31 protein-coding genes and 4 pseudogenes are annotated in these 24,814 nt (G+C 33.8%); 6 read left to right on the forward strand and 29 right to left on the reverse strand.

The genetic code is table 11. The features are described from left to right. Positions 1 to 132 precede the first annotated feature (132 nt). Positions 133 to 342, forward strand: a complete 210-nt coding sequence (locus AC4BC4_RS15085) for a site-specific integrase (RefSeq protein ID WP_490476257.1) — start codon at positions 133 to 135, stop codon at positions 340 to 342. Positions 343 to 603: 261 nt separating this feature from the next. Here the strand turns inward: AC4BC4_RS15085 and AC4BC4_RS15090 are convergent, their stop codons facing one another. After that, positions 604 to 894 carry a hypothetical protein gene (locus AC4BC4_RS15090; RefSeq protein ID WP_490476258.1) on the reverse strand — a complete coding sequence of 97 codons (291 nt, stop codon included), beginning with the start codon at positions 892 to 894 and terminating at the stop codon, positions 604 to 606. 104 nt (positions 895 to 998) lie between these two features. Here AC4BC4_RS15090 and AC4BC4_RS15095 point away from each other — a divergent pair, with 104 nt between their 5' ends. Further along, on the forward strand, positions 999 to 1,208 hold the full coding sequence (locus tag AC4BC4_RS15095) for a helix-turn-helix domain-containing protein (protein ID WP_069654199.1): 210 nt from the start codon (positions 999 to 1,001) through the stop codon (positions 1,206 to 1,208). Positions 1,209 to 1,285: 77 nt separating this feature from the next. Here AC4BC4_RS15095 and AC4BC4_RS15100 read toward each other — a convergent pair whose 3' ends face one another. From AC4BC4_RS15100 to AC4BC4_RS15235, 28 genes and pseudogenes are all read right to left on the reverse strand, one after another. Further along, positions 1,286 to 1,747: a DUF5085 family protein gene (locus tag AC4BC4_RS15100; protein WP_490476259.1), complete on the reverse strand. Its 462-nt coding sequence runs from the start codon at positions 1,745 to 1,747 to the stop codon at positions 1,286 to 1,288. After that, positions 1,744 to 2,193, reverse strand: coding sequence for a hypothetical protein (locus AC4BC4_RS15105; RefSeq protein ID WP_490476260.1), 450 nt, complete (start codon positions 2,191 to 2,193; stop codon positions 1,744 to 1,746). The genes AC4BC4_RS15100 and AC4BC4_RS15105 overlap by 4 nt, the downstream gene beginning before the upstream one ends. Continuing rightward, positions 2,190 to 3,092 carry a hypothetical protein gene (locus tag AC4BC4_RS15110; RefSeq protein WP_490476261.1) on the reverse strand — a complete coding sequence of 301 codons (903 nt, stop codon included), beginning with the start codon at positions 3,090 to 3,092 and terminating at the stop codon, positions 2,190 to 2,192. The genes AC4BC4_RS15105 and AC4BC4_RS15110 overlap by 4 nt, the downstream gene beginning before the upstream one ends. Positions 3,093 to 3,159: 67 nt before the next feature. After that, positions 3,160 to 3,552 (reverse strand): hypothetical protein, encoded by a 393-nt coding sequence (locus tag AC4BC4_RS15115; protein ID WP_490476262.1) that lies wholly within the window; start codon positions 3,550 to 3,552, stop codon positions 3,160 to 3,162. Between the two features lie 108 nt (positions 3,553 to 3,660). After that, positions 3,661 to 4,128, reverse strand: a complete 468-nt coding sequence (locus tag AC4BC4_RS15120; protein ID WP_490476263.1) for a hypothetical protein — start codon at positions 4,126 to 4,128, stop codon at positions 3,661 to 3,663. 342 nt (positions 4,129 to 4,470) lie between these two features. Then, positions 4,471 to 4,950: a DUF5085 family protein gene (locus tag AC4BC4_RS15125; RefSeq protein ID WP_010761875.1), complete on the reverse strand. Its 480-nt coding sequence runs from the start codon at positions 4,948 to 4,950 to the stop codon at positions 4,471 to 4,473. Continuing rightward, the gene (locus AC4BC4_RS15130) at positions 4,943 to 5,380 is read right to left on the reverse strand and encodes a hypothetical protein (RefSeq protein ID WP_010761876.1); all 438 of its coding nucleotides are present in this window, start codon (positions 5,378 to 5,380) and stop codon (positions 4,943 to 4,945) included. Before AC4BC4_RS15130 ends, AC4BC4_RS15125 begins: the two co-directional genes overlap by 8 nt. Further along, positions 5,377 to 6,024: a hypothetical protein gene (locus AC4BC4_RS15135; protein WP_010761877.1), complete on the reverse strand. Its 648-nt coding sequence runs from the start codon at positions 6,022 to 6,024 to the stop codon at positions 5,377 to 5,379. Before AC4BC4_RS15135 ends, AC4BC4_RS15130 begins: the two co-directional genes overlap by 4 nt. Continuing rightward, positions 6,012 to 7,529: a T7SS effector LXG polymorphic toxin gene (locus AC4BC4_RS15140; RefSeq protein WP_010761878.1), complete on the reverse strand. Its 1,518-nt coding sequence runs from the start codon at positions 7,527 to 7,529 to the stop codon at positions 6,012 to 6,014. Before AC4BC4_RS15140 ends, AC4BC4_RS15135 begins: the two co-directional genes overlap by 13 nt. Further along, a complete protein-coding gene (locus AC4BC4_RS15145; protein ID WP_069654184.1) occupies positions 7,520 to 7,882 on the reverse strand; it encodes a hypothetical protein in 363 nt (120 codons plus the stop codon). Before AC4BC4_RS15145 ends, AC4BC4_RS15140 begins: the two co-directional genes overlap by 10 nt. 12 nt (positions 7,883 to 7,894) lie before the next feature. Further along, on the reverse strand, positions 7,895 to 8,149 hold the full coding sequence (locus tag AC4BC4_RS15150) for a hypothetical protein (protein ID WP_010761880.1): 255 nt from the start codon (positions 8,147 to 8,149) through the stop codon (positions 7,895 to 7,897). Positions 8,150 to 8,160: 11 nt separating this feature from the next. After that, positions 8,161 to 8,562: a DUF4176 domain-containing protein gene (locus tag AC4BC4_RS15155; RefSeq protein WP_010761881.1), complete on the reverse strand. Its 402-nt coding sequence runs from the start codon at positions 8,560 to 8,562 to the stop codon at positions 8,161 to 8,163. Further along, positions 8,559 to 13,004, reverse strand: coding sequence for a type VII secretion protein EssC (gene essC, locus AC4BC4_RS15160; RefSeq protein WP_490476264.1), 4,446 nt, complete (start codon positions 13,002 to 13,004; stop codon positions 8,559 to 8,561). Before essC ends, AC4BC4_RS15155 begins: the two co-directional genes overlap by 4 nt. After that, entirely contained in the window at positions 12,985 to 14,157 is a 1,173-nt protein-coding gene (essB, locus tag AC4BC4_RS15165) for a type VII secretion protein EssB (protein WP_430602925.1), read from the reverse strand. The genes essC and essB overlap by 20 nt, the downstream gene beginning before the upstream one ends. Before the next feature lie 13 nt (positions 14,158 to 14,170). Continuing rightward, positions 14,171 to 14,431, reverse strand: coding sequence for a type VII secretion protein, YukD family (locus AC4BC4_RS15170; protein ID WP_438757879.1), 261 nt, complete (start codon positions 14,429 to 14,431; stop codon positions 14,171 to 14,173). Between the two features lie 14 nt (positions 14,432 to 14,445). Then, positions 14,446 to 14,940: a hypothetical protein gene (locus tag AC4BC4_RS15175; RefSeq protein WP_490476265.1), complete on the reverse strand. Its 495-nt coding sequence runs from the start codon at positions 14,938 to 14,940 to the stop codon at positions 14,446 to 14,448. A gap of 31 nt (positions 14,941 to 14,971) precedes the next feature. Continuing rightward, the gene (gene esaA / locus AC4BC4_RS15180) at positions 14,972 to 18,346 is read right to left on the reverse strand and encodes a type VII secretion protein EsaA (RefSeq protein WP_490476266.1); all 3,375 of its coding nucleotides are present in this window, start codon (positions 18,344 to 18,346) and stop codon (positions 14,972 to 14,974) included. A 74-nt stretch (positions 18,347 to 18,420) separates the two neighbouring features. Further along, positions 18,421 to 18,717 (reverse strand): WXG100 family type VII secretion target, encoded by a 297-nt coding sequence (locus AC4BC4_RS15185; RefSeq protein ID WP_010761887.1) that lies wholly within the window; start codon positions 18,715 to 18,717, stop codon positions 18,421 to 18,423. Positions 18,718 to 18,979: 262 nt separating this feature from the next. Then, positions 18,980 to 19,150 (reverse strand): hypothetical protein, encoded by a 171-nt coding sequence (locus tag AC4BC4_RS15190; RefSeq protein ID WP_490476267.1) that lies wholly within the window; start codon positions 19,148 to 19,150, stop codon positions 18,980 to 18,982. Positions 19,151 to 19,208: 58 nt separating this feature from the next. Beyond that, positions 19,209 to 19,541: a hypothetical protein gene (locus AC4BC4_RS15195; protein ID WP_490476268.1), complete on the reverse strand. Its 333-nt coding sequence runs from the start codon at positions 19,539 to 19,541 to the stop codon at positions 19,209 to 19,211. 4 nt (positions 19,542 to 19,545) lie between these two features. Beyond that, positions 19,546 to 19,833 (reverse strand): hypothetical protein, encoded by a 288-nt coding sequence (locus AC4BC4_RS15200; protein ID WP_490476269.1) that lies wholly within the window; start codon positions 19,831 to 19,833, stop codon positions 19,546 to 19,548. 15 nt (positions 19,834 to 19,848) lie between these two features. Next, a pseudogene (locus tag AC4BC4_RS15205) lies at positions 19,849 to 21,401 on the reverse strand (cutinase family protein). A 26-nt stretch (positions 21,402 to 21,427) separates the two neighbouring features. Then, positions 21,428 to 21,805, reverse strand: a complete 378-nt coding sequence (locus AC4BC4_RS15210) for a hypothetical protein (protein ID WP_490476270.1) — start codon at positions 21,803 to 21,805, stop codon at positions 21,428 to 21,430. After that, the gene (locus AC4BC4_RS15215) at positions 21,802 to 22,050 is read right to left on the reverse strand and encodes a hypothetical protein (protein ID WP_490476271.1); all 249 of its coding nucleotides are present in this window, start codon (positions 22,048 to 22,050) and stop codon (positions 21,802 to 21,804) included. Before AC4BC4_RS15215 ends, AC4BC4_RS15210 begins: the two co-directional genes overlap by 4 nt. Position 22,051: 1 nt before the next feature. Continuing rightward, positions 22,052 to 22,447: a hypothetical protein gene (locus AC4BC4_RS15220; protein WP_438757873.1), complete on the reverse strand. Its 396-nt coding sequence runs from the start codon at positions 22,445 to 22,447 to the stop codon at positions 22,052 to 22,054. Between the two features lie 13 nt (positions 22,448 to 22,460). Then, positions 22,461 to 22,691 carry a hypothetical protein gene (locus AC4BC4_RS15225; protein ID WP_490476272.1) on the reverse strand — a complete coding sequence of 77 codons (231 nt, stop codon included), beginning with the start codon at positions 22,689 to 22,691 and terminating at the stop codon, positions 22,461 to 22,463. After that, positions 22,684 to 23,085 (reverse strand): hypothetical protein, encoded by a 402-nt coding sequence (locus AC4BC4_RS15230; RefSeq protein WP_490476273.1) that lies wholly within the window; start codon positions 23,083 to 23,085, stop codon positions 22,684 to 22,686. Before AC4BC4_RS15230 ends, AC4BC4_RS15225 begins: the two co-directional genes overlap by 8 nt. 56 nt (positions 23,086 to 23,141) lie before the next feature. After that, positions 23,142 to 23,425, reverse strand: a pseudogene (locus AC4BC4_RS15235) (WXG100 family type VII secretion target). 202 nt (positions 23,426 to 23,627) lie between these two features. Here AC4BC4_RS15235 and AC4BC4_RS15240 point away from each other — a divergent pair. From AC4BC4_RS15240 to AC4BC4_RS15255, 4 genes and pseudogenes are all read left to right on the forward strand, one after another. Further along, positions 23,628 to 24,067 (forward strand): annotated as a pseudogene (locus AC4BC4_RS15240) (transposase); the annotation flags it as partial. Positions 24,068 to 24,077: 10 nt separating this feature from the next. Then, positions 24,078 to 24,212, forward strand: a pseudogene (locus AC4BC4_RS15245) (rolling circle replication-associated protein); the annotation flags it as partial. A 6-nt stretch (positions 24,213 to 24,218) separates the two neighbouring features. Further along, a complete protein-coding gene (locus tag AC4BC4_RS15250; protein WP_490476274.1) occupies positions 24,219 to 24,530 on the forward strand; it encodes a hypothetical protein in 312 nt (103 codons plus the stop codon). After that, positions 24,527 to 24,808 carry a DNA-binding protein gene (locus tag AC4BC4_RS15255; protein WP_490476275.1) on the forward strand — a complete coding sequence of 94 codons (282 nt, stop codon included), beginning with the start codon at positions 24,527 to 24,529 and terminating at the stop codon, positions 24,806 to 24,808. The genes AC4BC4_RS15250 and AC4BC4_RS15255 overlap by 4 nt, the downstream gene beginning before the upstream one ends. The last annotated feature ends 6 nt before the right edge of the window (positions 24,809 to 24,814 follow it).

Consider the following 24,814-nt stretch of genomic DNA (forward strand, 5'->3'; position numbering starts at 1 on the left):
ACTAAAAATTATGTATAACATTTTTTTTGATTACTCTATGGATTAGTTAATAATAATTCATACGAAAATATCTCTATCGCTATAGCTATTTTTTCAATATTTCAAAAGAACTAAAAGTTTTTTGACTATGTAATGTTTCGTATTTTACTATTTTCAGGAATGAGAAACGGAGAGTTACCTGCTCTACATTGGAATGACAGTGACTTTGTAACTGGAGAATTAAGAATCGCTAAAACTCTTGTCAACATAAATAAAGAGGACATCCTACAAAAACCGAAGTCGAAAGCATCAAATAGAAGTATTATACTTGATGGAAAAACACTAAATCTATTGAATCAATAGAAGCAATTTATTAAGGAATATCTTATCCCAAAACAGATGTGCTTCTGAAATATAGACAAACATTGGTTCAGGATCAATAGCGTCCTGACGAACTTCTTCCACTACTTAACTCGTATAATTTTTATTTTTTGAGACAAAATAAAAAAGCTTAGATCTACAAATCAACTTGTAATAAACCAAAAAAAGTTAGATTTTTTTGCCTAACTTTTTTTGGTTTACTTGCTAATTTGTTCTAAGCTTTTAAACAACATTTCTATTTAATTAAATTTTTTCTTTGCCTCTCAAAATGATAATCTGGCTTTCCATTTTTTGTAAGGTTTGTGAAAAATCATTTTGGAAAGTAGTAAATATCTGAGAGCAAGCATGGTATTCATTCGCTATTTTCTTTTTATTAACAGGACGCTTTTGATCGCTAAAGAATTCATTTAGTAGTTTTAAAGCACTCTCCCATGAATTTAGTTGTTCCAACATATCATGCAGATAATATACCTCCTGATAACTTATCATTTTAATCGGTTGATTATTTTTTGTCTTTATACTTTGCTTTTCCATAATTCTCCTCTTTTTTCATGAACGATGCCTATACGAACACCACTTCTTTTTTCATTATACTATATGATGTTCTTACAAACAACACTAAAAAGGGAGAGAATTCTATGGAAAGAAAAGTAGAAATTCGTTTGAAACAACTAGTTGATGATAGAGGAATATCCTTAAGAGAACTTGCTCGTTTATCAGATATCGAGCCTTCAATTGTTAATAAGTTGGCTAATAATAAAAGAGAGAAAATTTATTTACCTCATATTGAGAGGATAGCGGATGCTTTGGATATTGATGATATAACTGAAATAATTCGGTTGAAATGAATAAGAAAAGCAGTATAAATACCAATACAGGTACTTACACTGCTTTTTCTCAATCATTCTAAAACTCCATTTATCTATTAGCAGCTTGAATCTGTATAATAACCAAGATATAAGTTAACATATTCGCTTCCATTTTTAGGAAACACATGATAAAACGGTGTTGCGACATTTAAATTATTTTCTTCTAAAGTTGCTAATAATTCCGCATAAGCTTGTTCTGTCTTAATATCAAAATCTCCAACAATTATTGTTTTTACTAATTGATTGATTTCAAAATATGAAGAAAATTGATACCCCTTGATCTCAAAGGTATCTTCAATAATTGGAAAAAACATTTCTATATCTATCATTTCATCTGTTGGAACATTATTAATACTATAAAAATATGGTCCTTTCAAACTATAACCTTCAGAAGTAATACCTGAGACAAAATCTTGATAATGCTTTTCCATTTCAGAATAATAAAATTTGGTCCGCTTACTTACAACATTTTGAAAGCCGATTTTTTCTACTGTAAAAACTTTTGGTAACAACCTCATAGTTTGTCTACCTCACAATATAGATCAATAACAACATCGCCATCTAGATCAAGCAAAACATGATAAATTGTTAATAAAATACCTCCATCCTCTTCAATCTTTTCCTTGAGTTTATCATAAGGTATGGCTTCTTCTTGGTTATAATGACGATAAAAATAATTTGTAGTAAAATCTAAATGTTCTTTATAAAAGAACTGTGACTTATTTTCACCAATAATATTTATTTTATTACCAACAGCCGAAAAAACAGTTATCTCGTTTCCTTTATCAAACGGATTATACTCAAAGATAACAGGTACATCTGAATAGTATCCATTTTGGATTAATAATTCTTTGAACTCTTTACCCATTTTGGCAACCTGATCAAATATATCCTCATCAGAATCAATTATTGCATTGAATCCAATAACATTATTTAAGCTAAGTTGTTTTGTCTTTAGCTTCATTTTTCATTCCTCCGTTTTTTATTCTTTACTTTTTTTATCATCCACTGTATAAAAATAACCGCAAATCCAATTAAAATTATACTTACAATAACTCCGAATATATTTTTTGTTGTTCTAGATAGATTATATTTCTCATCTATTTGCACCATAAATATTATTATAAAAAAACCTATTAAAACATATATTGATTTTTTTTTAAGTATTGAAAGCAACCTTTTTTTGAAGGAAAAGGACTTTTGTTCTCTATTTTCTTCCCAGTAATCCTTATCCACAATTTTCAAATGAATTAGGTAGCCAATCTCTACAAGCAGTCTTGGAAAGACTAGTACAAAAATCAAGCCAAGTATGAGACCTAAAACAAATAAAGAATTCGTAAAGATTATTCCAACCACGCTAACTATTCCAAAAATAATCCAAATTGAACTAGAGCTAAATACTTTTGAAAAAGCAACATAATTAGCAACAGCTCTTTGTTCAGAAAAACCTCTACTTATTTCCTTTTTGATCCAAAAAATATTATAACAAGTAGTTAATAGAACAACTACTCCAATTATAATCAAATACATAGTTGAATAGGTTGCGTTAAAATCAGCAATATTTGATTTATAGCCAGTCGATTTTCCGTTACTAATCATAAATGAGAGTGATACCAAAATAACTAATTCAGCTAATAAAGTGAAAAATAGTAATATAGAAGTCAATATCTGATGCTTGTATATACTTTTTTGAGGAACTAGAAAAAGTGATAAGTTCAGTAAAATAGCATAAACTACATAAAATTTCAACGTTCCATATAATAGCGTACTTATTATGTTGTGATACCAGGAATGGATTTCCACTCCTGGTATTAATCCTATAATTGATAGAACGAATAAACATATTGATTGGATACGCAACATTCCCACTGAACCTCTGGTATTCGCTAAAAAAATAAAGTACTTTTTATTTAATGATTCTGGACTTTTTTTATTTTCTATCGCGCTTATCCCTCACTTTTTTTATAATCCACATTATGAAAGCTACCACAAAAAAGAGTAGGATCGCCATGAGAACATATGAAAATGTAATCTGCAGGCCTTTAGGCACCTTGTATCTATCTTCTATTTCTACCATGGCAACAATTAGTAGAACACCCATAATCACATACGTGGATGTCTTTTTTAAACGTTTTTTTAGAACTTCTTTCCATGGTTTTTCTGGCTCATCAATATAATTGACCCAATATTCTTTGTCTGTATTTAGTAGAAATGCAGAGTAGGCAAGCTCTATTGTTAATCTAGAAAAAGCAGCGCCTAAAAACATACCAAACACCAAGCCAAACACTCTCGCTAAATTCCCTGTTAAAAAGGCTCCTATCATTGAAAAACCAAAGATTATCCATAGTGATTTTGACTCGTAAACCTTAGCTCGTGCAAAATAGTTAGCAGTTGTACGTTTCTCTGAAAACCCAATTTTTAATTGTTTTTTTTACCAATAAAAATTATAAAAAAGAGAACCTAGATATGTTAATCCGAATAGTAACAGAACAATAATTGAAAACTCAGATTCATACCAAATTTCGTTTGGTTTATCCCATTGCGTTATCATATAAAATATAAACATTAAAACTGACGTAAGTAAAACTGAAAAAAATATTAACCAAATGCTCGCAAAACCTTGATGTCGGAACAAAAATTTTCTGGTAAACCTGAGTCTAACAGTTAAAAATGTTAACAACATAAAGATTGCTATAAATATAATAAAGATATTAACCTTACTTTGTAGCGGATTTATTCCATAACCTAAAATAGCAACATTCCATGTTATAGGTAAACAAAGAAAAGTAATGACTAAGCCCGCCCAGGATATGTATAGCGAACTAATACTTCCTCTAGTAGCTACAAATGATTTAAAATATTCTTTGTTCATCTCTTCTGGCGATTTATTTTTCTCCACTAAATTAACCTCCGAATCCACCATTTGTAGTATAAAATAATGAAAATTTATACAGTTTTAACTTCCGCTCCTGTTAATAAAAAACTATATACATCAATACTAATTCCAACATCAGAATTTTCATCATAGAAATCTTTGAATTCAAAATACATACAGGGCAAACAGTCCTTTAATATTTTAACAAAAATTAGACTACCTATATCTTGTTAATTCTAAGAAATAAGTAGTCTAACTAACAGTATTTTTATTTGATTTCTACTTTTTCATACCTGTACTAATTTAAATAGGCGTTCTTTGATTACATTATCTAACCTATCTCTACAAATTTATGGACTACACATTCTATTCAGATATTTTTATTAAAATATCTGTAAATGTTTTACCGTCTATTTGATTTACAAAGTAAAATGGTGGACTTGCCAATTCAGCATCCATATCTACAATTTGCTCAACTAGCATTCTTATGCCTTCTGAAAATTGATCTTCACTGTCCCCTTCCACTCTTACACCTAGCATATTGATAATTTCATAGTAGGACTGGTATCGATACTCTTCGGGCAACTCGTACGATTTTTCTTCTTCTACAGGGATAAACACTTGCAAAAGCATATCTATAGGATCTTCTAAATCAGAATTAATAGCGTAGAAAAAATTACTCGTTGGCGTGTAACCACTCTGTACAACAGTCGTTATAAAGTCTTCAAATACCTTAGCAAAATCTTTTAAATCTACTTGATAATATCGGCTTACTACATTTTCAAAATGAATAGTTTGATTAAATCCCACTCTGATTTCTTTTTTTTCTTTTCTTTTGTTAAACATACGGAATCACCAAATCTACCCAGTATTCTTCATAAATCTTAGAGAACAATAGTATGAGACGGTCTTCATATGGAATAGAGTTTTCTTGTAAATAGCTTTTCATCTCTTCCAATTTAGTTTCGATGCCTTCATCAAAAGGAACACGACTTCTTAATACCTTTTTAATGTCTAACTCGGGTATCCATTTCCAATTTACGCCATCGTTTCCTTCACCTGAAACTTCTTCGTTTATTGGTAGATACACTTTAAATGTTTGTTCCTCATTCTCTATTTCGGTTGGTTTGAATTCTACCATCGTAGGGCCATTTTGAAACCGCCCCTCACCATAATTATTTAATTCGACCGTGCTCACAATTTCAATAATATCTTGAATGTTTCCGACCATCTCTCTTGAAGCTAAATTCATCATCGTAAATCGTTGCTCATTCATTTTTTTTCTCCTTCTTTTTTCTTATTCACTATGTCTAATGAGTTTCCATATCTGTTCATATTTTTCTGTTCAAAATATGCACCTATTCTTGGGTATTGTTTCAATGTTCCAGATAAAAATAGCATTCCTATACCAATTAATCCTACTGAAAAATTTCCATATTTTTCTATCATAAATATAGAGAATATCATTACCAAGACAAAGGGAACTCCTACCATGATACCTATTACTTTATCTGACAACCTCTTACGACCATATCTATAAACTAGATGAACATATACCATAAAAAGAAGGGTTACCAAGATTGTTAGCATATAATAATATAGTAACTCTCCTATCGTTTGTTCAGCATACCCAATAAATGGAACTAAAAGAATTCCAAAATTGGCTAGTATCATTGTTATAAATAATAACCATAACCCAATCACTTCATTTTTTTTCTTTTTGAAAAAAATTTTTCCAATTAAAGCCATTAGCATTAGAGTCAAAAAAAATATTGCAAAGAATATAAGTCTTTTCTTTTGAATAGCTAACACTGGAAATATTTGTAGAAATAAACCTACTAAAAAAAATGTTCCGTAAGTTTTTATCATTGTATCAAAATTTTTCAATTGGAATGGTGCTACTTTATTTATTTGAACCACCCTCCTACTCCTTTAATTATTCCATTCACACCTTTTTTTAATCCTTTAGTTATACCAAGTTTTTTATCAATGAATTCCACACCCTTAACCGCAACGTAGCTTACAGCTACTGCACCTGCAGCTACAGCCAAAACAGGTGCAGATGCGCCTAATGCGGCAGTGGCAGCCGCAGCACCAGCGGTCGCTGCAACTGTAGCCGCAGTTGTTGTCACAGCTACTTTAGCAACATCAACAACAACACCACCTACTTGACTTGCAATAACTTGACCTCCTTTTAGACCATCCTCTTTTGCTAAATCATAACTATCTTTAATTCCTGTACCAACATCAATAACACCTGAAACAATATTCAAGCCAGGAATAACTCTTCCAAATCCTTTAGCTGTTTTCAAGTTTTTTGCATCTTTTACTATCGTGTTTAAACCAAATGATATTGGTTTTTTTACTGCAGATAATACATCAGATTTAATTGCGCCCCATGTAGCTTTAGCTATATCACCAAAGCGTCCTGATGTTCCTTTTGTTAACATTCCAGCATCACGAATTTTCGCTTCTTCTAGTATTTTCAAACCATCTTTCGTTAACTTCCCACCAGAAGATATCCGATTAAAATTTTTATGCTGTTTAACAAATTTACTAAATCCTGTAAATTCATCCAATCGCTTCGACATACCAGTGACAGTCGTTACAATCAAGGTTCCATCTGATAATCGACTTACACGCGCACCGTACCAAACACTTTTAAACGACTTATCTCCTGTTTTGATAAATTCTTTGTATAGTTTGTTCCACTCTTTTACTTCATCGTATTGTTTATCAAGTTCACTTTTCGCTTTTTCAGATTGTATTTTAGTAAACCAACTTTTATCCGTTCCTTTTGGCAATGAATAAGAACCGTCACTATTAACAACTGTTCCACTCAATACAAGCACACCTTGCATCGCAATACTTAACTCATTTAAGCTATTACTAAAAAGTCCATTCGTCTGACTCGAAAAATCATGTAACTTCTTAATTTTTTTCTGTACCTTGTCGATATCATCTTGCATGCTATTTGCCATGCGGTTCAATCGATTTTGCGCATGCTTTAACATATCTTTCAATCCTGGCACTGGATTCCCTGCCGCTAGATTTCCAGCGGTATTTGCTGAAGCTGCTAGAGCAGCTTTGGATGCTTTCAAAAGTTGCATCTGCATATTCAACTTATCTTCATCCAGAAAACCTTCACTTGAGATTGCTGCATTCGCTCCTGTATATTTTACTAAATCATTTTGTATACCGTCCATTGATGTGGTAACACGACTTATCGTTGGAAGGATTAATTCTGAAAATAATCCTTTTCCCGCATTATATGCCGCACCGGACAAGGTACGTCCATCCACGGCTGCAGTTAAGCGCTGACTTCCTGAACGTAAGTCACTCACGGTGCTTTTTGCCGTCGATAAATTGCTCGACATGGCACTCATCAATTTTGAAGAGTCTCCGCTTGAATAGACTAATCCCATGTTAATTCATTCCTTTCTTTCTGGATTTCTGAGCGTTCTTCATTTAGTTCTTCAGCTGATTTTGTATACATTTCTGCTAATTCTTGCTTTTGCTCCTTGAAAAATTGTCCGAAATGCTTCTTTTTTCCATGAAGTTCTTCTTGCTCCCATCGAGCAGAAGAACTCCCTTCTTTTATTAATTCATCATTTAATTCTTGTAGTTGTCGGAAATTTCGAGTTAGTTCCGTCTCTAATGACTCAAATACTTCTTGAATCTGTCGTTTTTCACTATTCAAATCGTCAATTTGACGTTCTTTCTCAACAATTTTTTGCGTATACTCCGATCTTAACTTCTCATTTTTATCTTGTGCCATACGTTTTCCTCCCTACTTAAATCTCGTTTGACTATCACGAGAAGCAATAACTGCCGCAAGTTTAGGGAATTTATTGGCTTGTTCATTTACACAACTAACTAATTTCGATAAATCGGATAAAATCTGATTACTTACTTTAGCTCCCTGCTTCATACTAGAAATGTTACTTCTTCCCAAAGAACAGGTCTTTCCACTTTTAACAGAAACTTTGCTAATTCCAGCAACTGCATTTTGAGCCGCTCCTTCATTTGATGCGATCTTCCCCATACTCTCTCTCCTTACTCTCTAAATTTATAAAATGGATCTTCTTGTAATTGTTCTGCTTCATCTAAAATCGGTTCAGGTTCTTGAATCACTTCTGGCTCGGGTGCTTCTGGAACAACTATAGGACCGTTAGCCATTTTTACTAACAAATCCTCTAAAAATTCTTGATCATTTTGATCTGAATAACCTTCAAAAATAACCTCAGCAATTTGATCAGCACTGATCGTGAATACTTCTTGGCTTGGTACATCCCCAAATGGGTGGGGCGCAACTTTATATCTTGAAAAAATTGCGTCCATTTCATTTTTTGCAATGGCTCGAGCAACTACTACATAAAGTATTTGGTCATTTTCAGGTTCTTCTAATCGTAAAATACTCCCTAGAGGCAAAAAGGGCGTGCTCATTTCTTCTCTCATTCTCCTACCTCCATCGGTATAACAATATCTTCGAATAGATCATCCTTCAAACTATGAAGTACATTGCGAGGAACAACAACATTTTTTTGTGTGTACGGTAAATTCTCTATGAATAATTGATTTTGTAAACTACCGCCAAATAGGATTTGATACACACTTTCTTTCACCATATTCGTCAATCCACCATACGTATTTCCAACTTTTGTTAAGCTATCTATAAATACAAGTTGCAAGTGATCATTCCCACCATTTAAAAGAAAAGCGACTTCTTCTGGATTTAAGAAAAGTTTGTCTACTAATTCTGCAATGCCATTGATTATTACGATTCTTTGACTTGAATCATTTAACAACATCGCTTCTAAAGATTCTTTTAATTCATAGTTTTGTTGGGTAACCTTCATTCGATCAATATATGTCGACACATATGTTGCTTTTTCTTCCAATGTTCCTGCTGCATCAATTAAAATGATATCATTTTCTTCTTTCCACTCATTGATTTGTTGCATAATCCAAGGCATCATTAATCTAAATTGTTTATTCGATGAGGTAAATATTCCTAAACTCTTTCCTTGGAATATCGGAAATTTTTCTACTAATGAAGATAATTTATTTAATCCCAGATACAGATTATTGTTTTCTCTTTCTTTTACGAATGAAACAAAATTTTGAATGGTTAATTCTTCTGGAACCATCGGTATCTTCTCTGGACGTTCACCTGTCCAGTCTTGATCCATACGAGTCACTTCTTTTTCCAGATTTTCTAATACATCAGAACTATTCTCTCCTTCAATCGGAAGATAGAATTGCACTGATGTTGGCGTATCAAGCATCACTTGTCCTCGTCCATTAATTGCCTGAGCAGCAAGAGTCTCTCTACCCAATAATGTACTTAGTTCAGTTTCATCATTTAAGTATAACGCAATTTTAGTTGCAATGTTACTCATCATATTCATACGAATACTACCAGAGCGACTTGCCGTCATAATTAAATAGACTCCTAAGCTTGCACCATCTCTTAATAGTTGAAGTAATACTTCATCAATCTTATCTTTCCGATTGTCCTCTACACTCAATCCATCATACCCATCTAAGATATTAATAACAATCGGTAACTTCGATTGAGTTTTTACTTCGTACTGTACAATACTTGCAACACCATTCTTTTTAAATGAACCTTTTCGTTCAGCAAGCAAGTCAGAGATTCTATCTAGCATTTTTTGTAATTTTTCATCCTCTTCTAGCGTGACGATATCTGCTACATGAGGTAAATCTTTTAATGGTAACAATCCATTATTCCCAAAATCCAGTAGATTAAATTGAACTTGTTCTGGTGTATTTTGACGTGCTAAATTCATAGTTAATGTTTGTAAAAGTGTCGATTTACCATAACCAGGACTTGAAAAAATAGCAGTATGACTTGCTTTTTCTAAATTGTAATGATAAACCTTCTGTGCTTGTTCAGATGGAATATCCAACAAGCCTAGCGGAATAGTTACATTTCTTTGTTTCGCTTCTTCGATAGTCGGTGTTGTTATTTGTTCACTAAGATTAGGTAACCACGGTTTATCAGGAATTGTGAACTCTGATTGTTCAAAAATTTGTCCTATTGTTTCAATCACCGCTTCTAATTGTGTTGGCAAATCACTCGTATCTTTTCCTTGTACGATATTCTCGTCTGGATCATAAAGTAGTTCTGTTTGACCTAAATCATTAATTTTAAAAATACGTTCATCTACAACTTCTTCCATAGTCTTATCAGGATCATAAAGAACACCTGCGTAACCACTTTGGAAAAGTTCATATACTTCATTTTCTCCAACCTTAAGATACCCTCGACCAGGATTAGTAATTTGTGCCGCATCTGGTGTTTTTAGAAGCTCATTAGAATCTTGAACACTAGCCATTTTCAGCGCAATTTTACTAGTACTGTTTGCTTCAATTTGATCATTAACCACACCTGATGGCTTCTGTGTAGCTAAGATTAAATGTACACCTAACGAACGACCAATTCGGGCAACAGACGTTAATTCATCTAAAAATTCTGGAACATTAGCCTTTAACTCTGCAAATTCATCTGAAACTAGGATTAGATGTGGTAATGGTTTTTCAGGATAAATGATATCTTCTTTTGGAGTATGTCTTTGTTTGTATAAACTCATGTAACCATTGATGTTGTTCACACCATATTTGGCAAACTCTCTTTGTCTCTTATTTAATTCTGCCTTGATACTCGCTAAAGCTCTGGCAGTTCCTGCGCCATCTAAATTTGTGATTGCTCCCATAAAATGAGGTAATTTATCTAAGGTATTGGCAATTCCGCCACCTTTCCAGTCAATAATCAGCATTCCAATATCTTCTGGTGAAAAATTGATTGCTAAACCAATTAAATAAGTTGTTAAAAATTCAGATTTCCCTGAACCAGTTGTTCCTCCAACTAATGCATGTGGTCCATGTGCTCGTTCATGTAGATCCCAATACACATAATCAGATTTTCCTCTCCAACCAATCAATGAGCGAATAGATTTGTTTGGTTCTGCCTCTAACCAACGGTTGTTAATCTGTAATTCTTCGATTCTTTTCACTTCATATTGCTCTAATAAATCTAAACTTTCAGGAACAGCATTTTTCTCCACTTCAACATGATGTAAATTCGCCAATCTCTGCAACGCTTCTTCAATTGGATAAGCCGTTGGTAAATGAGTCGGTACAAACGCTTGATTCACATATTCATTATTTTGGTTAATCAAGATCGCCGCTTCACTGCTTTGGTAATCAATCAACGTCGTCGTTGTCTCAGGCAACATCGGTAAGGCATCTTTCCCCCAAATCACCGTCACACCATAGGGACTCATGTCTTCTGCTAAAAATTCATTTAGCCCATGTCCAGATAACCAGCTCTCTTCTAAAATAGAGAATACATAATGCGGCTGGAATCGAATCTTTTCATTGCTATTTTCTTTCAGTTCTTGTCTTCTTTTCGTTAAAATTTGGTAAAACGAGTTAAGCACCATATCCCGTGTTTGGGCATTGTGGATGATTCCTCTTAGATTCAAACTACGAATCTTCAAATGAGGCAGCCAACGCCACGCATGCCAATTAGCATCATAATCATTTTCAGGAACCAGCGTTACAAATTCAACATCTCGATACGAATGCAGCATTGAAATTTGGAATAAGAGCGTTTGAATCGCTGTTCGTAATACTGGATAATTCCCGGCTAGCCCAACCGTTTGATCCATTAAAGGAATCACGATCGGTGCCGCTTCTAATTGTTGATACGGCCAAACAAGCTGTTTCTCCGCTAACGAACTCAATTCGCTTTCTTCATTCGCTTGATATTTTACAGAAAAACTTGATTTGATTTCGCCAGTTCCAACATGGATTTTTAAGAAATCTTCGTTGGTTGTCATGCGCTCATAGATCCGTGCTTGGTAGTCTTTGGCCATCAAGGCAAGATCATTCATTGAAGGATACATATACGTCAGAGCATGCTCTTGTTCTTGTTGTAAAAGAGAAATATCCCCTTTTTTCTGAATCAGGTATTGTCTATAAGAGCCTTCACTACGTTCATTTTTCTCTTTGGTTTCTTTCTTATTGGTAAAATAACTGGAAACAGAAAAACCTGCCGTTAATAAACTAGCGCCCCCCATACTCAGCATCATGATCGGATTTCCGCCACTTAAAAAGCTTGTAGCACCACTTAAAACCACCATTCCTAAAGGAGGAACCAACGTTCTTAAGAGTTCATTTTTTCCTTCTTTTTCTTTCGGTGTCGGTGTCATTACTTCTACATCCATCTTCGGTTCTTTTAGATGGATGCGTGGGCTTCGTCTGAATAATGGAAATTCTGATGGGTATTCAGGTTGGTAGCTTTGTTCAATGATTTCAAATGGATTTAATTTAAAGTCAGTACCTAAATTTGTGAGCTTCAGCTGATTTTCTCGTACTTCTATAATCAGTTTATCAATCACTAGCTGATCGCCAGTACCAAAGTCAAATTTTCCTTTAGCAATTCGTTGTCCGTTGAAATAAATCGTTTCTTCATTTGCGTAAATATCAACAGTATAATTAGTCGTTTTTGCCTCAACTGTAACTAAAACAAATGCTGCAGTTGGTAAACTAATTGCGGAGGAAGCCGTAGAAGAGATCGTAAAATCTTTTTTAGGTTTACTTGTAGCAATCGTTTGATACTCGGTTGGTTTTACAATAATAAATTGAGGATTATTTTTTTCAAACGGTTTGTTATCAAATAAAATCTTCTGTCCATCATAAGACACTGAATGTCCGTCGATCATTCGTTCTTGTTTTGCTGTTGTCAACTGATGATGAGAAAAGACATCGCCAAAATAGAAAACATCAAAAAGAACATCCGCAGCTGGCTGCATTTGATCATCGATAGGAACAATTGACTCATCTTCTGTTTTATTCGTTTTCAGAATCATCGGTTGCTCCTCCTAATAGTTTCATATATTTAGCAATGGCTTCTTCGTATTTCGTTAATAGCTCTTGTTTCTTTTCACCATTCATTTTTGTATCTAATTTTGTTGCGTCATACAGTTTTGTATAAGCATGTAAAATAAATTGATTATCTCCTACGTTTTGCGCAATATCAAGAGCTTTTTCGAACGCGCCTTTTCCGATATAGATCCAATATAAAAGTGTATTTTCATTTGATTTTTGTGAAATATTATTTAAAATCATCTCTTTTTGCTCATTGGATAAATTATCCAGTTGTATCGAGCTTACTGCATAGACATATTGTGCACTTTTAGGTAGATTCTCTGGTGTATCTTCTTTCAGCGTGCTTAATACGCCTGAATAATCATTAGCAATGTAATTTGCTTCTGCTGTAATGATTCTTTCTTGCGTAGGAACTTCTTTCAGTGCATAATTTCCCACAAAGAAACCTAAAATAAGCGTTGCAACCAACAATACAAGACTGCCCCATTTAAACAGCGTATAGCTTTTTTTGTTTACAAGTTGATTTTGCTTCTCTTGTTTCATTTTTTGGATAACGACTTGTTCACTAATCATTTGATCGATTTCTTCTGGTGAAAGTGCGGCTTGAATATTTTTAGACAGAGGATCTTGCAATGTTCCAGCGCCTTCGATCAACCGTTCATAATCTAATTTTGGATGAAGAATAAATAGAATCAGTGCACGATATTGTTTTAAAAAGTCTTCTTCATTTGTTACATGTGGTACAACTAGATTCATAAATCCTCTATGTGCAATCGATAACTCTTCTCCAAAAAGAAAAATATTTCTCGGGTGGATAAATGGTTGAATCGTTGAATGGATAAAAGGCTCAATGAAACGAATTTTTTGCGCTAAGAGCAGTCGATTAAATGATGACATTTTTCTTACCGCTTCTTCGATCGATACGGCATAATTATCTTTATCATAAGATAAGACTAATTTCTCTTCTGTTGCCTCCAACAGTTCTCCAGCTAATAATGCGTCTCTTTTTTGGAGAACGGCTTGAAATTGATCCAGCTCTGCTAAGCGGTATTGATTCGCTTGTAATGTGACTAGTACCTTGTCTTTTTGAACTTGGATATCTATTTTTTCTGATATATCTTTTACTTCACTCACGTTTTAGGCCCCTTTACTTTTTCATCGTTTCTCTAACAATTAATTGATCCCCATCACCTAGTGCATAGTTTGCTAGAAGAACTTCTCCGTTTAACTTAATTGCTTTATTCAATATCTCTAACTCAAATGTATCTGGTAAAGAGATGTTCAATAATTCTAGTGATTCTCTCAATAGTTCTTTTAAACGATTTCCAGAAACTTTTATAGGAATCTGTAAATCAATAATTTGTTTACCTACATGTAACCCAATACCAATAGATGTATCTTTCCTCATAAAATTCTACCTTCCTATCCTTTTTTTACCCATGCAGGAAATGCTCGACCTAATAAAATTCCGAGACCTATAACAAGGAGTCCACCGACTACACAAAATACAATAAATCCAATGTTATTTCCTTGCTTTAACCCTGAATCTCCAGAATCTAAACGATCATTCAAGACATATCCGCTTGAGAAAAGATGGGGTGTTATTTGTTGGCTAACTGTACGTTGAGCCGGTGTTTCTTTCATAAAAACTTCTTTTTGCGCATTTGTAATTTGCTTCATTTTTTCTTCGTCTAATTGTTTATCCTGCTCAGACATATCTTTCATAAATAATTGATTAATCGTAAAGGTAGCAGAATTACTCTGACTACCTTCATTTTTATCGTAGATTACATGGTTATTTATTTTTAAGTCCCCAGTATCTGCATGAACAGGAACACTTTGTAAGAAAATGAACAGGACAGGAAGAAGCAATCCCTTTAAACTCGTTTTAAAATCAATTTTCACTCTATGTTGCATCGTTTTTCTCCCTTGCAAATAATAGAAAAGATCATGCTTTCACTTTTTTGTCTTCTGGTTTCACCCAGAAATTCAATAGAATACCGCTAACTGCTAGGATTACAAGAAACAGATAACTTACCCAGCCGATGCTGCCTCCATTTAGCAATGCAGTGAAGCCGTTTTGAATATTTTGTAATGGTGATATTCGATACAATATGTTGGCGAATGTACCTGTTTTAGTGGCTACTCCCAATAGCGGTGTCAGCATGAAGAATAGTCCTAAGATTGCACCGCTAAGATAAAGTGTCAGTAATCTGAATTGTCTCATACAACCAAGTGTCAGCAGTAGTCCTGCAAGTAAAACTAAAAAGGCGTAACTAAACCAAGCAATTTTCGCATTCATCCCAACAACTAGACTCAAATTAAGAGCAAATGCAATCGACAAAGCAACACTGCTCAGTAGTATCACGAGCACATTTGACGTATTGTACCAAGCTCTTGATGGATTCATCAGCAAGTCAGTTTTAGACACTTTTCTTCGTTTCATGTATTTTTGCATCGCTGTTGCGACCAAAATAATAATAAATGCAGCGATGATCGTTGCATAATATGGAATCAAAGAATTTTGTCTGGTTTTACCAAAATCGCCTTTTTCCTGAATTGGATTTGAAAGGAAGTTAAAGACCGTTGAATTATCCGAACCGCCATTTCTTGTATTAGAAAGAACTTTATCAAATGTTTCTGCATACTTCGCATTGTCATTTGTTTTTTCATCCACTTTAGTAACAGTTTTATCTAAGTTCGTTAAAATGTCATTTGCATTTGTTTGTACTTTGTTTGTCGATTCTTTCAAGGTTTGAATAATCGGTGCAACGTCTTTGACCTGTGCTGCGGATTCTTCTGTTGCTTTAGCCGTTTCTCTTGAACTACTTGCTAATGTCTGAATACTTTTCACCAAGTTTTCCGTAGTAGAGTTAATTGCAGCCGTATCATTCTTATCAGGATGTGCATTTGTCTCCGTGATAACAGATTCTGGTGCTACTCGTTCTGTTTCTGTCCATGAATTATAAGTCCCATCAATTTCTTGATTTGCTTTCTCGAACCAATCTCCTAATATAGAGGCTTCTTGTAACATCATATCTGGAATAGTCATTAGATTTAACGTCCCATATAACGTCATGGCTTCGCCTTCATTTTTATCGGTGCTTGTTCCGATTGTGGCGTTTAATTTGTCGATTTGCGCTACAATATCGTTATATAGGCTATCTCCGTTTGCACTATAATTTTTATAAAGTGACTCCGAAATTTGTGAAACTTTTTTAGTATCCGTAATATTATCATACAACCAATAAACAGAATTAGGTGTAGCTAACTCCTTGAATGATTTATCTGGATTACTTGTGACATAGCCAGCAAAACTAATGATATCTTGTTGAGTCGGGTCAGCATAGATTGTTGTCAATTTATCAGCAGCTGAAGTCAGAGTTGTGAATAGGTTAAAAAGTTCAGGTAAATCTTGCTTTAGAGGCTGATCTTTATCTATATAAGCAGCTAATTGCCCAGATGTTCTTGAACGATTTAAACTCCAAGAGTAATTACATTGAACATACTCATTGTTACTGTAGTCATTTGGATAAGTCCATTTTATTTCAGAATCAAATGTGTAAGACATCTGAGATTGTGTAGGCGCTTTTGGCGGTGCGCTACTCTCGGTGTCCTTAAGTATAATAGCTATGTTTAGTTGTGTTCCATTAATAGAAACAGTTGCTGTATAGCTTGAACCAGTTAAATTTGCAATGATATTTCTTTCTAAATTTGCTCTAATCATTTCCAAATTAATGACTTCAACTATACCACTGCTCTCAGAACCAAAAGTATGTGAGAATTGTAAATATTGGTTGGTTCCAGGATTCAAATTTACTCCTACTGTATTCGTTACAGTGAATACAGATGAAAGATCTTCTTTTGGTGTTGTCGTGAGTATATTGAATTGATTCCCATTACCAGTCAGAGTTGGTTCGTAATGTGTAATAATATTGTATGAAGCATTTAATTTATCACTTGCCGCTCGTGTCAGTAACCCTTTATTTAAAAGCGTATTTAAAAGAATAGGAAAATCAGCACTTGATGGAAGAGCAAGATTCTGTAATTGCATAAGTTCGTTCTTTACAGCGGTTAAATATTCCCCGTCTTCCTTAATTTCTGATTCTTTATCCACAGGTGAGATTAACTTTGAAATAGCTAATTTCACTTGATCTTCTATCGCAGTTTCTGGATTAGCACCTCTATCGTTGTAGTACTTTTCAGCAACATCTTCTTTTAAAACTGTTAATTCCGTTACTTGTTTTTCCAATTCTTTTATTTCACTTGTTAGCTCTTCAATTCTCTTAGTTTGCGTATCTTTAAACGCATAAGCATTCGTTAAAAAATTCGCGTAAACACCAGTATCCTTAGATTCTTCAGACCCTTTTGTAAGAAACAGTCCCAATTGATTTTTTATACTATCATCAAAATCATCATATTGAGCTTTGTATCCCTTCAAATCGTTTTGCCATTGATTTTCTAATTGTTCTTTTTGTAGCTCAAATTGCTCATTAAACTGTTTAATAGATGTTTCCAATTTTTCATTTGCTTCATCTGCATAATCATCCACAGATTTCTGTACTTCCTCTGTTGATTGGCTATTTGCTTCCAAACCAGTATTGTTACTTTCCATCAACTGCTTCACTGACTCAACAAATGCTTTTTGTTCCGATGTAAACATTTTATTGTCTTCATCAAAGATACTTGCCGTATCAATAACATTTGAGAAATTAGTTGGTACTTCTTTAAATGGTAAGTAAATTGTTTTCTCCAAATTATTTTTGTGATCTGTTTCCAATCCAACAATTTGATTGACGTTTTGTTGGGCTTCTGACAGATTTCCTACAATACTTGAAAAATACATTTGTACAATTCTTTGATTGAAATCTTTTAAAATACCATTCACTTTTACCTGAATCGCCTGATTGGTTATCTCATTTTGACCTTCTCTTACTTGATACTCTACTAAAGCCTTTTCAGGATTTATACTTTGCAAAGAAAGCAATCGTTCAGAGAAATCCTGCGGAATAATGATCTGTGCATCAAACTGTCCATCTGCAACTCCACGGCTAGCAATATCTCTGGTAGTGGTCTCCCAACGGTTAGCAGTATCTTGATTGATCAATGTGACAAAGTCCGTTCCTAAAGAGTATTTTTTCCCATCAAAAAGTGTTCCTCTATCTTCATTTACCAATACATACTGCATTTTTGTTACCTTTTCATTAGAGTTTTGTTGGATATTATCACTTTTAAACCCAATATAAGAAAGAATAGATAAGAACAATATACTGCCGAGAATAATCGAAATAATAGGAATGTATTTTTTTAGTTTATTTTTCAATTTGCTCTTCTCTCCTAAATAAAAAACGTCCGCGCAATGAATTGCACTGACGCTTTTTTATTTCAAAAATTAATTTAGTTTAAACCGAAAGAACTTGCATCTTGTTGGTCACGTTGTGCTACTGTGTCAGCATATTTGTTCAACTGACTATTGATACTGATCAACAACTCTTCCATTTTTTTAACGTTACCTTCTAATTGATTGTATTGTTCTAAATACGATTGGAACGCTTGACCTTTCCACTCTTGTGCGATTTGTTGATTCATAGAATTTACTTTACGAATCGCATCTTGGATTTGTTGTTGTGATTGTGTATAAACCTTTGCTTGTGATTTCAGTTGCTCGGGTGTGACCGAAATTGCTCCTGCCATTATAATCTCTCCTACTCTGTAATAAAATTGTTTACATAAACAGTATATCGGTCAATAAGTATACTTGTCAACGTTTTTTAGAAATAAAATACAATCCCAAGGAAATTCTTCAACCCTAATTGAATATTTTTATTTTTTTAAAGGTAAAATATATTATTTAATTGTAACCTTTTATGTAATCAATCTAAACATAAACTAATTGCTTGTAGATAAAACTCACTCAGCTTTATATCAGAAAACAAGTGACTGATATAATTGATCTTTATAAAATACTATCAATCTGTTCTGATAGATTCATGCTTAATAGCTTCTCTTTCAGCATATATTCTATTAAAATAAGTTCTGATGATGATTTAGACAACCTTAATAAATAATACTGAAGTGAAAGAATATCGATGGTCATTCGATAATTTTTGAAATATTTCTTATACATCTATACTCCCATTTCTCTAAAACAGGAATAGGTTTTGATTCTGTTATAAGTCAAAGTTTCAGGTTGTTCCTTCGGTCTGATCTATTTTTTCTATATCTCGTTGGTAGGTTCGTTTTAATTCGATTTGTTTTTCTTCCACTTTTTGCGTGAATCGTCGATTTTCAGATTGAATCGTTGCTTGACTTTCTTCCATTTGTCTATAAAACACTCGTTTATCCCAGGAATCATTCTTTGTTAGATAGAGAACTTTATCCATCAACTTTTCGGTGTCTTTTTTGAAGCGATCCACTTCTTCTTCCATTTTTTTCTGTGTTTGTTGAAGAGCGCGTTTTTCCTGCTCGTATTGTTCTGTTGCTTGTCGTTGTTTCTTTTTTCGTTCTTCTGGACTCATTCGATTAAACCTCTTTTACAGGGGTTTTAAAGGATGGTTTCGCTAACTGGGTCAAACTCTGTTTGGCAGACGTTGCACTGTTTCCCTGTAAAGCTCCTTCTAGTGCGCCCGGAAGGACACTGTTACTTTGTTGGTACATGGCTTCTGCTAGTTCTTTTAACGTACTAGTTGAATTTTGTCTGGTTGTACTTAAACGTGCTTTTTTTGCGGTGATTATTGCTTTTATAGCGATTCGTTCCTGATTTTTTCGTTCTTGCTTTAATTTTAATTGCAAGGCTTTTTCTTCCTCCATACTAAAACTCCTTTGTTACTTATTCGTGAATATATTTTTCCCTGCATTGCCATCATATTCTTGAATGTTCTTTGCGACAGTCGTTAACGTTTTACTGAATGCAGTCAATTTTTCTTTGTATTTTTTTGCTTCGTTGGTATTGCTTGTTGCTTGGCCACTATCCCACAAGTTAGTTTTTTTATAGGGAGCAATCAGGGCTTCAACTTCATAACTTTCTAAATATTTTTGAATGTCCTTTGCACCACTTTCAATTTCTTTTACAACCAAATCTACTTCATCTTCTGCTTCTTGTTGGTCATTTTTTTGAATTAATACATAGTCGTCGCCAACTGTTTTCGCTTTATTTGCGACTTCTGTGGCAAGTTCTCCTCGAAGTTCAATTTTTTTACTGCCAGAAGCCCCACGTATACGTCCTTGTAAGCTAGCTACGTCTCCTTGCCATTCACTTGCAACTTTAGCATCGGCAACAATTTTGTCGTATTCTTTCATAAATTTTTTATAGAGGTACGCATCTCCTGCGATTGCTGCCCAAAATGCTCCAGAGTCCACTCCTGCTCCTGTAGTGGCCAATAACTTGTTCATATATTTATCGATAAGTGCAGATAATTTGATCCCTGCAGTGAAAATATAGCCATGGTCTTTTAAATTGGCTTCTTTAGGTGTCCCGTCTGGATTTAATTGATACTGTCCGAAATCATGACTGGAACCATTTTTACCACCATCAAACGTTGTGTTAAATGATTTTGGCAATAAATAATGAACCTTTCCGATTTCATCAATGCCTTTTTTGTTTCGATTCAACATAGAAACAATATCAAAAGCATTCACATAATATTCGATTTTCCCTTGTTCTTCTAGCCGTTGAATATTCGCTTGTGCTTGTTTTGACATCTTATTAATGCTTTCTCTCGCATCGGACCTTGAAATAAAATGACCTTATCAATCTTCTCAATATCTCCTGCCGGTAGATTGGCTACAGCTTGAATCGTGACCATTGTTCCCAATGAATGTCCGGTCATAGACATGGTGGCATTCGGCGCTTTAATTCCCATTTCTTTAATTTTTTGGTGCATCGCTTCTGTTGCTAATTTTGCTTGGGGGATATGGGCATCTCCTGCTGCAAAGGACGCATTATTGTTCACCCAATCGTTTAAATTATTGCCTGCCCACCCTTTTTTTACATCTGTAGAAGCACCATCACTTCCACGAGTAGTGAAATATGTATGTTTGGTGTCTGTATTTAGGGTAGGGGTATCCATAACATAATACGAGTTATACCCCGCTTTTTCATCGGTTAATAAGCCTTTTTGGTATTCTTTATCTTTGCCAAAAAACTTCTTTTCAGTCACTGTTTTAACGGTATTGTCGGGTTGTAAATAGACGGGATCAATACTATTCCCATGTGCATCTTTTGCATTAGGAAACTCGTATGTAGCACAGCCTTCATTTTTTAACTCATTTTTTTGGTCAGGTGTCTTATCAGCAAAAGACTTTCCTTCTGGTCTTCCAGTGTATGCTCCTTGTGCCAAGTCAGCATAAATATTATTATAGTTATCTAAATCTGCCATCTAATTAATTCTCCCATCCTTTGTAGTTATCTGAATGCAACACTTGTTATAGTGTCCAATTTATCTACATCTGTTTTAACAACTAAAATGTCATTATATTTTTTTCCATTAGATAACATAGTACTAGAAACTTCAACACTTAAGGCATACGGGATTGATTTTATTACTCCTGAATATTCAACAGTGACAGTGTCCCAGTCAAAGTGAATATTTTCAACTGTCATTTTACCATTAATTTCAAAGGCCTCCTTTTCAATATATCTCTTATTCACTTTCAAAAAAGCAACTTGCTTTTCTTTCTCCGTTGGTTCGGTCATTTTCTTCACTCCTAACACACCTATTATTGCTAAAATTAAAGTAATTCCTGTTAATATGCTTAGTTTCACCGCTCTTTTTTTATTCACAAGTTAGACTCCTTTACTAAAAAAAGCGTTAGCGCAAGACTTTCTGGTTGTAAATAGACGGAATCAATACTATTTCCATGTGCATCTTTTGTATCTGAAAAATTAAATTTTACGGACTCATTAGAATCTAATTTATTTTGTTGACTAGGCTTTAATTCATTGTAAGGAAAGTTGTTTTCCCTACCGGTATATGCACCTTGTGATAAATCAGCATATATATTATAATCTTTTTCTAAATTAGCCATGTCATTCTCCTTCGTCAGTTAATTGTTGACCATATTTGATAGTATTTAGGTCGGGGAGGTTACTATTGTCTATTGGAATGTCCAATCTAAAATCCAAATTCTCTTTATTATTTACGAACCCAAATATTTGAATAACTTTACCTGCTCCTTTAGGCAGACCATTTCCTATCGTATTTTCTATTACACTATCCCAATTATAAGTAACTTTTGATATTTGAAATTCAACACTATTTTCGATGTACTCATTCATTTCATTTTCATGTTTTTTGAGAAAAGTGATTTGTTTTTCTTTCTCTGTTGGTTCGGTCATTTTCTTCACTCCTAACACACCTATTATTGCTAAAATTAAAATAATTCCTGTTAATATGCTTAGTTTCACTGCTCTTTTTTTATTCACAAGTTAGACTCCTTTACAAAAAAAGCGTTAGCACAAGACTTTCTGGTTGTAAATAGACGGAATCAATACTATTTCCATGTGCATCTTTTGTATCTGAAAAATTAAATTTTACGGACTCATTAGAATTTAATTTATTTTGTTGACTAGGCTTTAATTCATTGTAAGGAAAGTTGTTTTTCCTACCGGTATATGCACCTTGTGATAAATCAGCATATATATTATTAAAATTCTCTAAGTTACTCATAAATTATTCCTCCAACATACAAGGAATTTAACAAACCGATCGTATCTAATTTAGAAATATTATCATCATCCATTCCAAAACTTAAGACAAAATTAGAATCCTTTATATCATTGAATCCTCCTTCAAGTATCAATAATTTTCCTGCTCCCATAGGAGTTCCATTTCCAATTTTTTCAGTTTTCACACTATTCCAATTAAATTGTACGCTCTCAATCTTTGGACTTTGACTTTTAATATAATCAGTTATTTCACTTTCATGCTCTCTAAGAAAAGCAACCTGTTTTTCTTTTTCAGTTGGTTCGGTCATTTTTTTCACTTCTAACACACCTATTGTTCCTAAAAGTACGATAATTCCTGTAATTATTCCTAGTTTAACTGCTCTTTTCTTATTCAAACGTTAAACTCCTTTACTAAAACTTTGCACGAACGCTTTTGTTGTCACTATATTTTTTAGTTTAAACCGAAAGAACTTGCATCTTGTTGATCACGTTGTGTGGCTGTATCCCCATATTTGTTTAATTGACTATTAATGCTGATCAGCAATTTTTCCATTTTTTCACGTTGCCTTCTAACTTATTTTATTGCTCTAAGTATGATTGAAAAGTTTGTCCTTTCCATTCTTGAGCAATCTGTTGAGTCATTAAGTTTACTTTGCGAATCGCATCTTGAATTTGTTGTTGCGATTGTGTATAAACCTTTGCTTGTGATTTCAGTTGCTCGGGAGTGACTGAAATTGCTCCTACTCTATAATAAAATCATTTACATAAGTAAGTATATCGGTCATTAAGTTTTTTTGTCAACGTTTTTTAGAAATAAAAATACGATTTAATGCAAGTATTCAGATTCTAATTGATTATTTTTTAAGGGAAAAATATGGCTCCTATACTAGAAATGCGGACAAGTTGTTCGCTATAATCTATTAAAGGAGTTTTTATTATGCAGACAAAAAACACAGCGACAAGATATTCAAAAGAATTTAGAGAATCTATGATATCGCTTAGTCAGACCGGTCGGTCTGCGAACTCACTATCGAAAGAATATAATGTCAGTGTCTCTACACTTTCTAAATGGATACGTCAGGCAGATCCATTTGATCGAAATGTTCTTTCAATAAAAGAACGAGAGCTATTGAAGGAAAATAAACGGTTAAAAGAGGAAATTGACATTTTAAAGCGAGCAGCGGTGCTTTTGGCAAAGAATTGATCGGCAAAGGACGAGCAACGGTCTTACGAGTCGTCCGAGTCAGTTTGGAGGCAAAGCACCGCATTACTCGTATTTTAAAAGTCCTTAAAATACCAAGAACTACGTATTATGAGTATTTGAACTGGAAGCCAAGTGAACGCATGATCAGACGCCAACAGCTTATACAAGACAAAGAAATCCCAAATTAAATATTTAGCTACGTGGGAGAAACAAAAACGTGGCGCTATTCATTATCACGTTGTTTTATTTGGCTTTCCATATTTACCTCATGCAGAACTGACGGAGATATGGGGACATGGACTAATCAAAATCAACAAAATTGACGTGGATAGCGCTGAAAATAGAGGACCGTATGTCAGCAAGTACTTTGATAAGGATTTAGAACTAAAGGAGCATAAGAAAAAAGCCTTCTTTAAATCACAAAACCTAAAACAACCACTCGAAATAAAGAGGTTGACGAATCAGCCTTATGATGCAACAGACCAAGAAATCTTATTTACCAACACCTACGTAAGCAAACGACCTATCTTCTTTCAAGAATGGGATGAACAAGGTATTCCAAACAAGGAAATAGGCTTTGAAGAACAAAATGTTCGTTATACAAAAATCAAGAAAAATGGAGGAAATCATAAATGAACGAACTCACTATTTTACTGTCTGATACTCAAAAACAAGGGTTACAGGAAACGATTCATCAGTTATTGAAGAATGAGATTGCACATTTTCAAGACGAGCTGGGACTAAATAAACGCTATATCAAAAAGTGTCAATTATGCCAATATCTCAACCTTTCAAATAACACCATTGATAAATTAATTGTAGAAGGACTTCCTAGAATTAATATTAACGGAGTCATCCTTTACGATAAACTAGAAATTGATAGCTGGTTAAAAAATTATGTTCAATCAGCTTAAACCATG

Source organism: Enterococcus sp. AMC1086, from assembly GCF_058216575.1.

What these genes read in the sequence shown, in the direction of transcription:
- AC4BC4_RS15085 (WP_490476257.1), top strand. Translation starts at nt 133, where the DNA reads ATGTTTCGTATTTTACTATTTTCAGGAATGAGAAACGGAGAGTTACCT.
- AC4BC4_RS15090 (WP_490476258.1), bottom strand. Translation starts at nt 894, where the DNA reads ATGGAAAAGCAAAGTATAAAGACAAAAAATAATCAACCGATTAAAATG.
- AC4BC4_RS15095 (WP_069654199.1), top strand. Translation starts at nt 999, where the DNA reads ATGGAAAGAAAAGTAGAAATTCGTTTGAAACAACTAGTTGATGATAGA.
- AC4BC4_RS15100 (WP_490476259.1), bottom strand. Translation starts at nt 1,747, where the DNA reads ATGAGGTTGTTACCAAAAGTTTTTACAGTAGAAAAAATCGGCTTTCAA.
- AC4BC4_RS15105 (WP_490476260.1), bottom strand. Translation starts at nt 2,193, where the DNA reads ATGAAGCTAAAGACAAAACAACTTAGCTTAAATAATGTTATTGGATTC.
- AC4BC4_RS15110 (WP_490476261.1), bottom strand. Translation starts at nt 3,092, where the DNA reads ATGTTGCGTATCCAATCAATATGTTTATTCGTTCTATCAATTATAGGA.
- AC4BC4_RS15115 (WP_490476262.1), bottom strand. Translation starts at nt 3,552, where the DNA reads ATGATAGGAGCCTTTTTAACAGGGAATTTAGCGAGAGTGTTTGGCTTG.
- AC4BC4_RS15125 (WP_010761875.1), bottom strand. Translation starts at nt 4,950, where the DNA reads ATGTTTAACAAAAGAAAAGAAAAAAAAGAAATCAGAGTGGGATTTAAT.
- AC4BC4_RS15130 (WP_010761876.1), bottom strand. Translation starts at nt 5,380, where the DNA reads ATGAATGAGCAACGATTTACGATGATGAATTTAGCTTCAAGAGAGATG.
- AC4BC4_RS15140 (WP_010761878.1), bottom strand. Translation starts at nt 7,529, where the DNA reads ATGGGATTAGTCTATTCAAGCGGAGACTCTTCAAAATTGATGAGTGCC.
- AC4BC4_RS15145 (WP_069654184.1), bottom strand. Translation starts at nt 7,882, where the DNA reads ATGGCACAAGATAAAAATGAGAAGTTAAGATCGGAGTATACGCAAAAA.
- AC4BC4_RS15150 (WP_010761880.1), bottom strand. Translation starts at nt 8,149, where the DNA reads ATGGGGAAGATCGCATCAAATGAAGGAGCGGCTCAAAATGCAGTTGCT.
- AC4BC4_RS15155 (WP_010761881.1), bottom strand. Translation starts at nt 8,562, where the DNA reads ATGAGAGAAGAAATGAGCACGCCCTTTTTGCCTCTAGGGAGTATTTTA.
- essC (WP_490476264.1), bottom strand. Translation starts at nt 13,004, where the DNA reads ATGATTCTGAAAACGAATAAAACAGAAGATGAGTCAATTGTTCCTATC.
- AC4BC4_RS15170 (WP_438757879.1), bottom strand. Translation starts at nt 14,431, where the DNA reads ATGAGGAAAGATACATCTATTGGTATTGGGTTACATGTAGGTAAACAA.
- AC4BC4_RS15175 (WP_490476265.1), bottom strand. Translation starts at nt 14,940, where the DNA reads ATGCAACATAGAGTGAAAATTGATTTTAAAACGAGTTTAAAGGGATTG.
- AC4BC4_RS15185 (WP_010761887.1), bottom strand. Translation starts at nt 18,717, where the DNA reads ATGGCAGGAGCAATTTCGGTCACACCCGAGCAACTGAAATCACAAGCA.
- AC4BC4_RS15190 (WP_490476267.1), bottom strand. Translation starts at nt 19,150, where the DNA reads ATGTATAAGAAATATTTCAAAAATTATCGAATGACCATCGATATTCTT.
- AC4BC4_RS15195 (WP_490476268.1), bottom strand. Translation starts at nt 19,541, where the DNA reads ATGAGTCCAGAAGAACGAAAAAAGAAACAACGACAAGCAACAGAACAA.
- AC4BC4_RS15200 (WP_490476269.1), bottom strand. Translation starts at nt 19,833, where the DNA reads ATGGAGGAAGAAAAAGCCTTGCAATTAAAATTAAAGCAAGAACGAAAA.
- AC4BC4_RS15215 (WP_490476271.1), bottom strand. Translation starts at nt 22,050, where the DNA reads ATGGCTAATTTAGAAAAAGATTATAATATATATGCTGATTTATCACAA.
- AC4BC4_RS15225 (WP_490476272.1), bottom strand. Translation starts at nt 22,691, where the DNA reads ATGAGTAACTTAGAGAATTTTAATAATATATATGCTGATTTATCACAA.
- AC4BC4_RS15255 (WP_490476275.1), top strand. Translation starts at nt 24,527, where the DNA reads ATGAACGAACTCACTATTTTACTGTCTGATACTCAAAAACAAGGGTTA.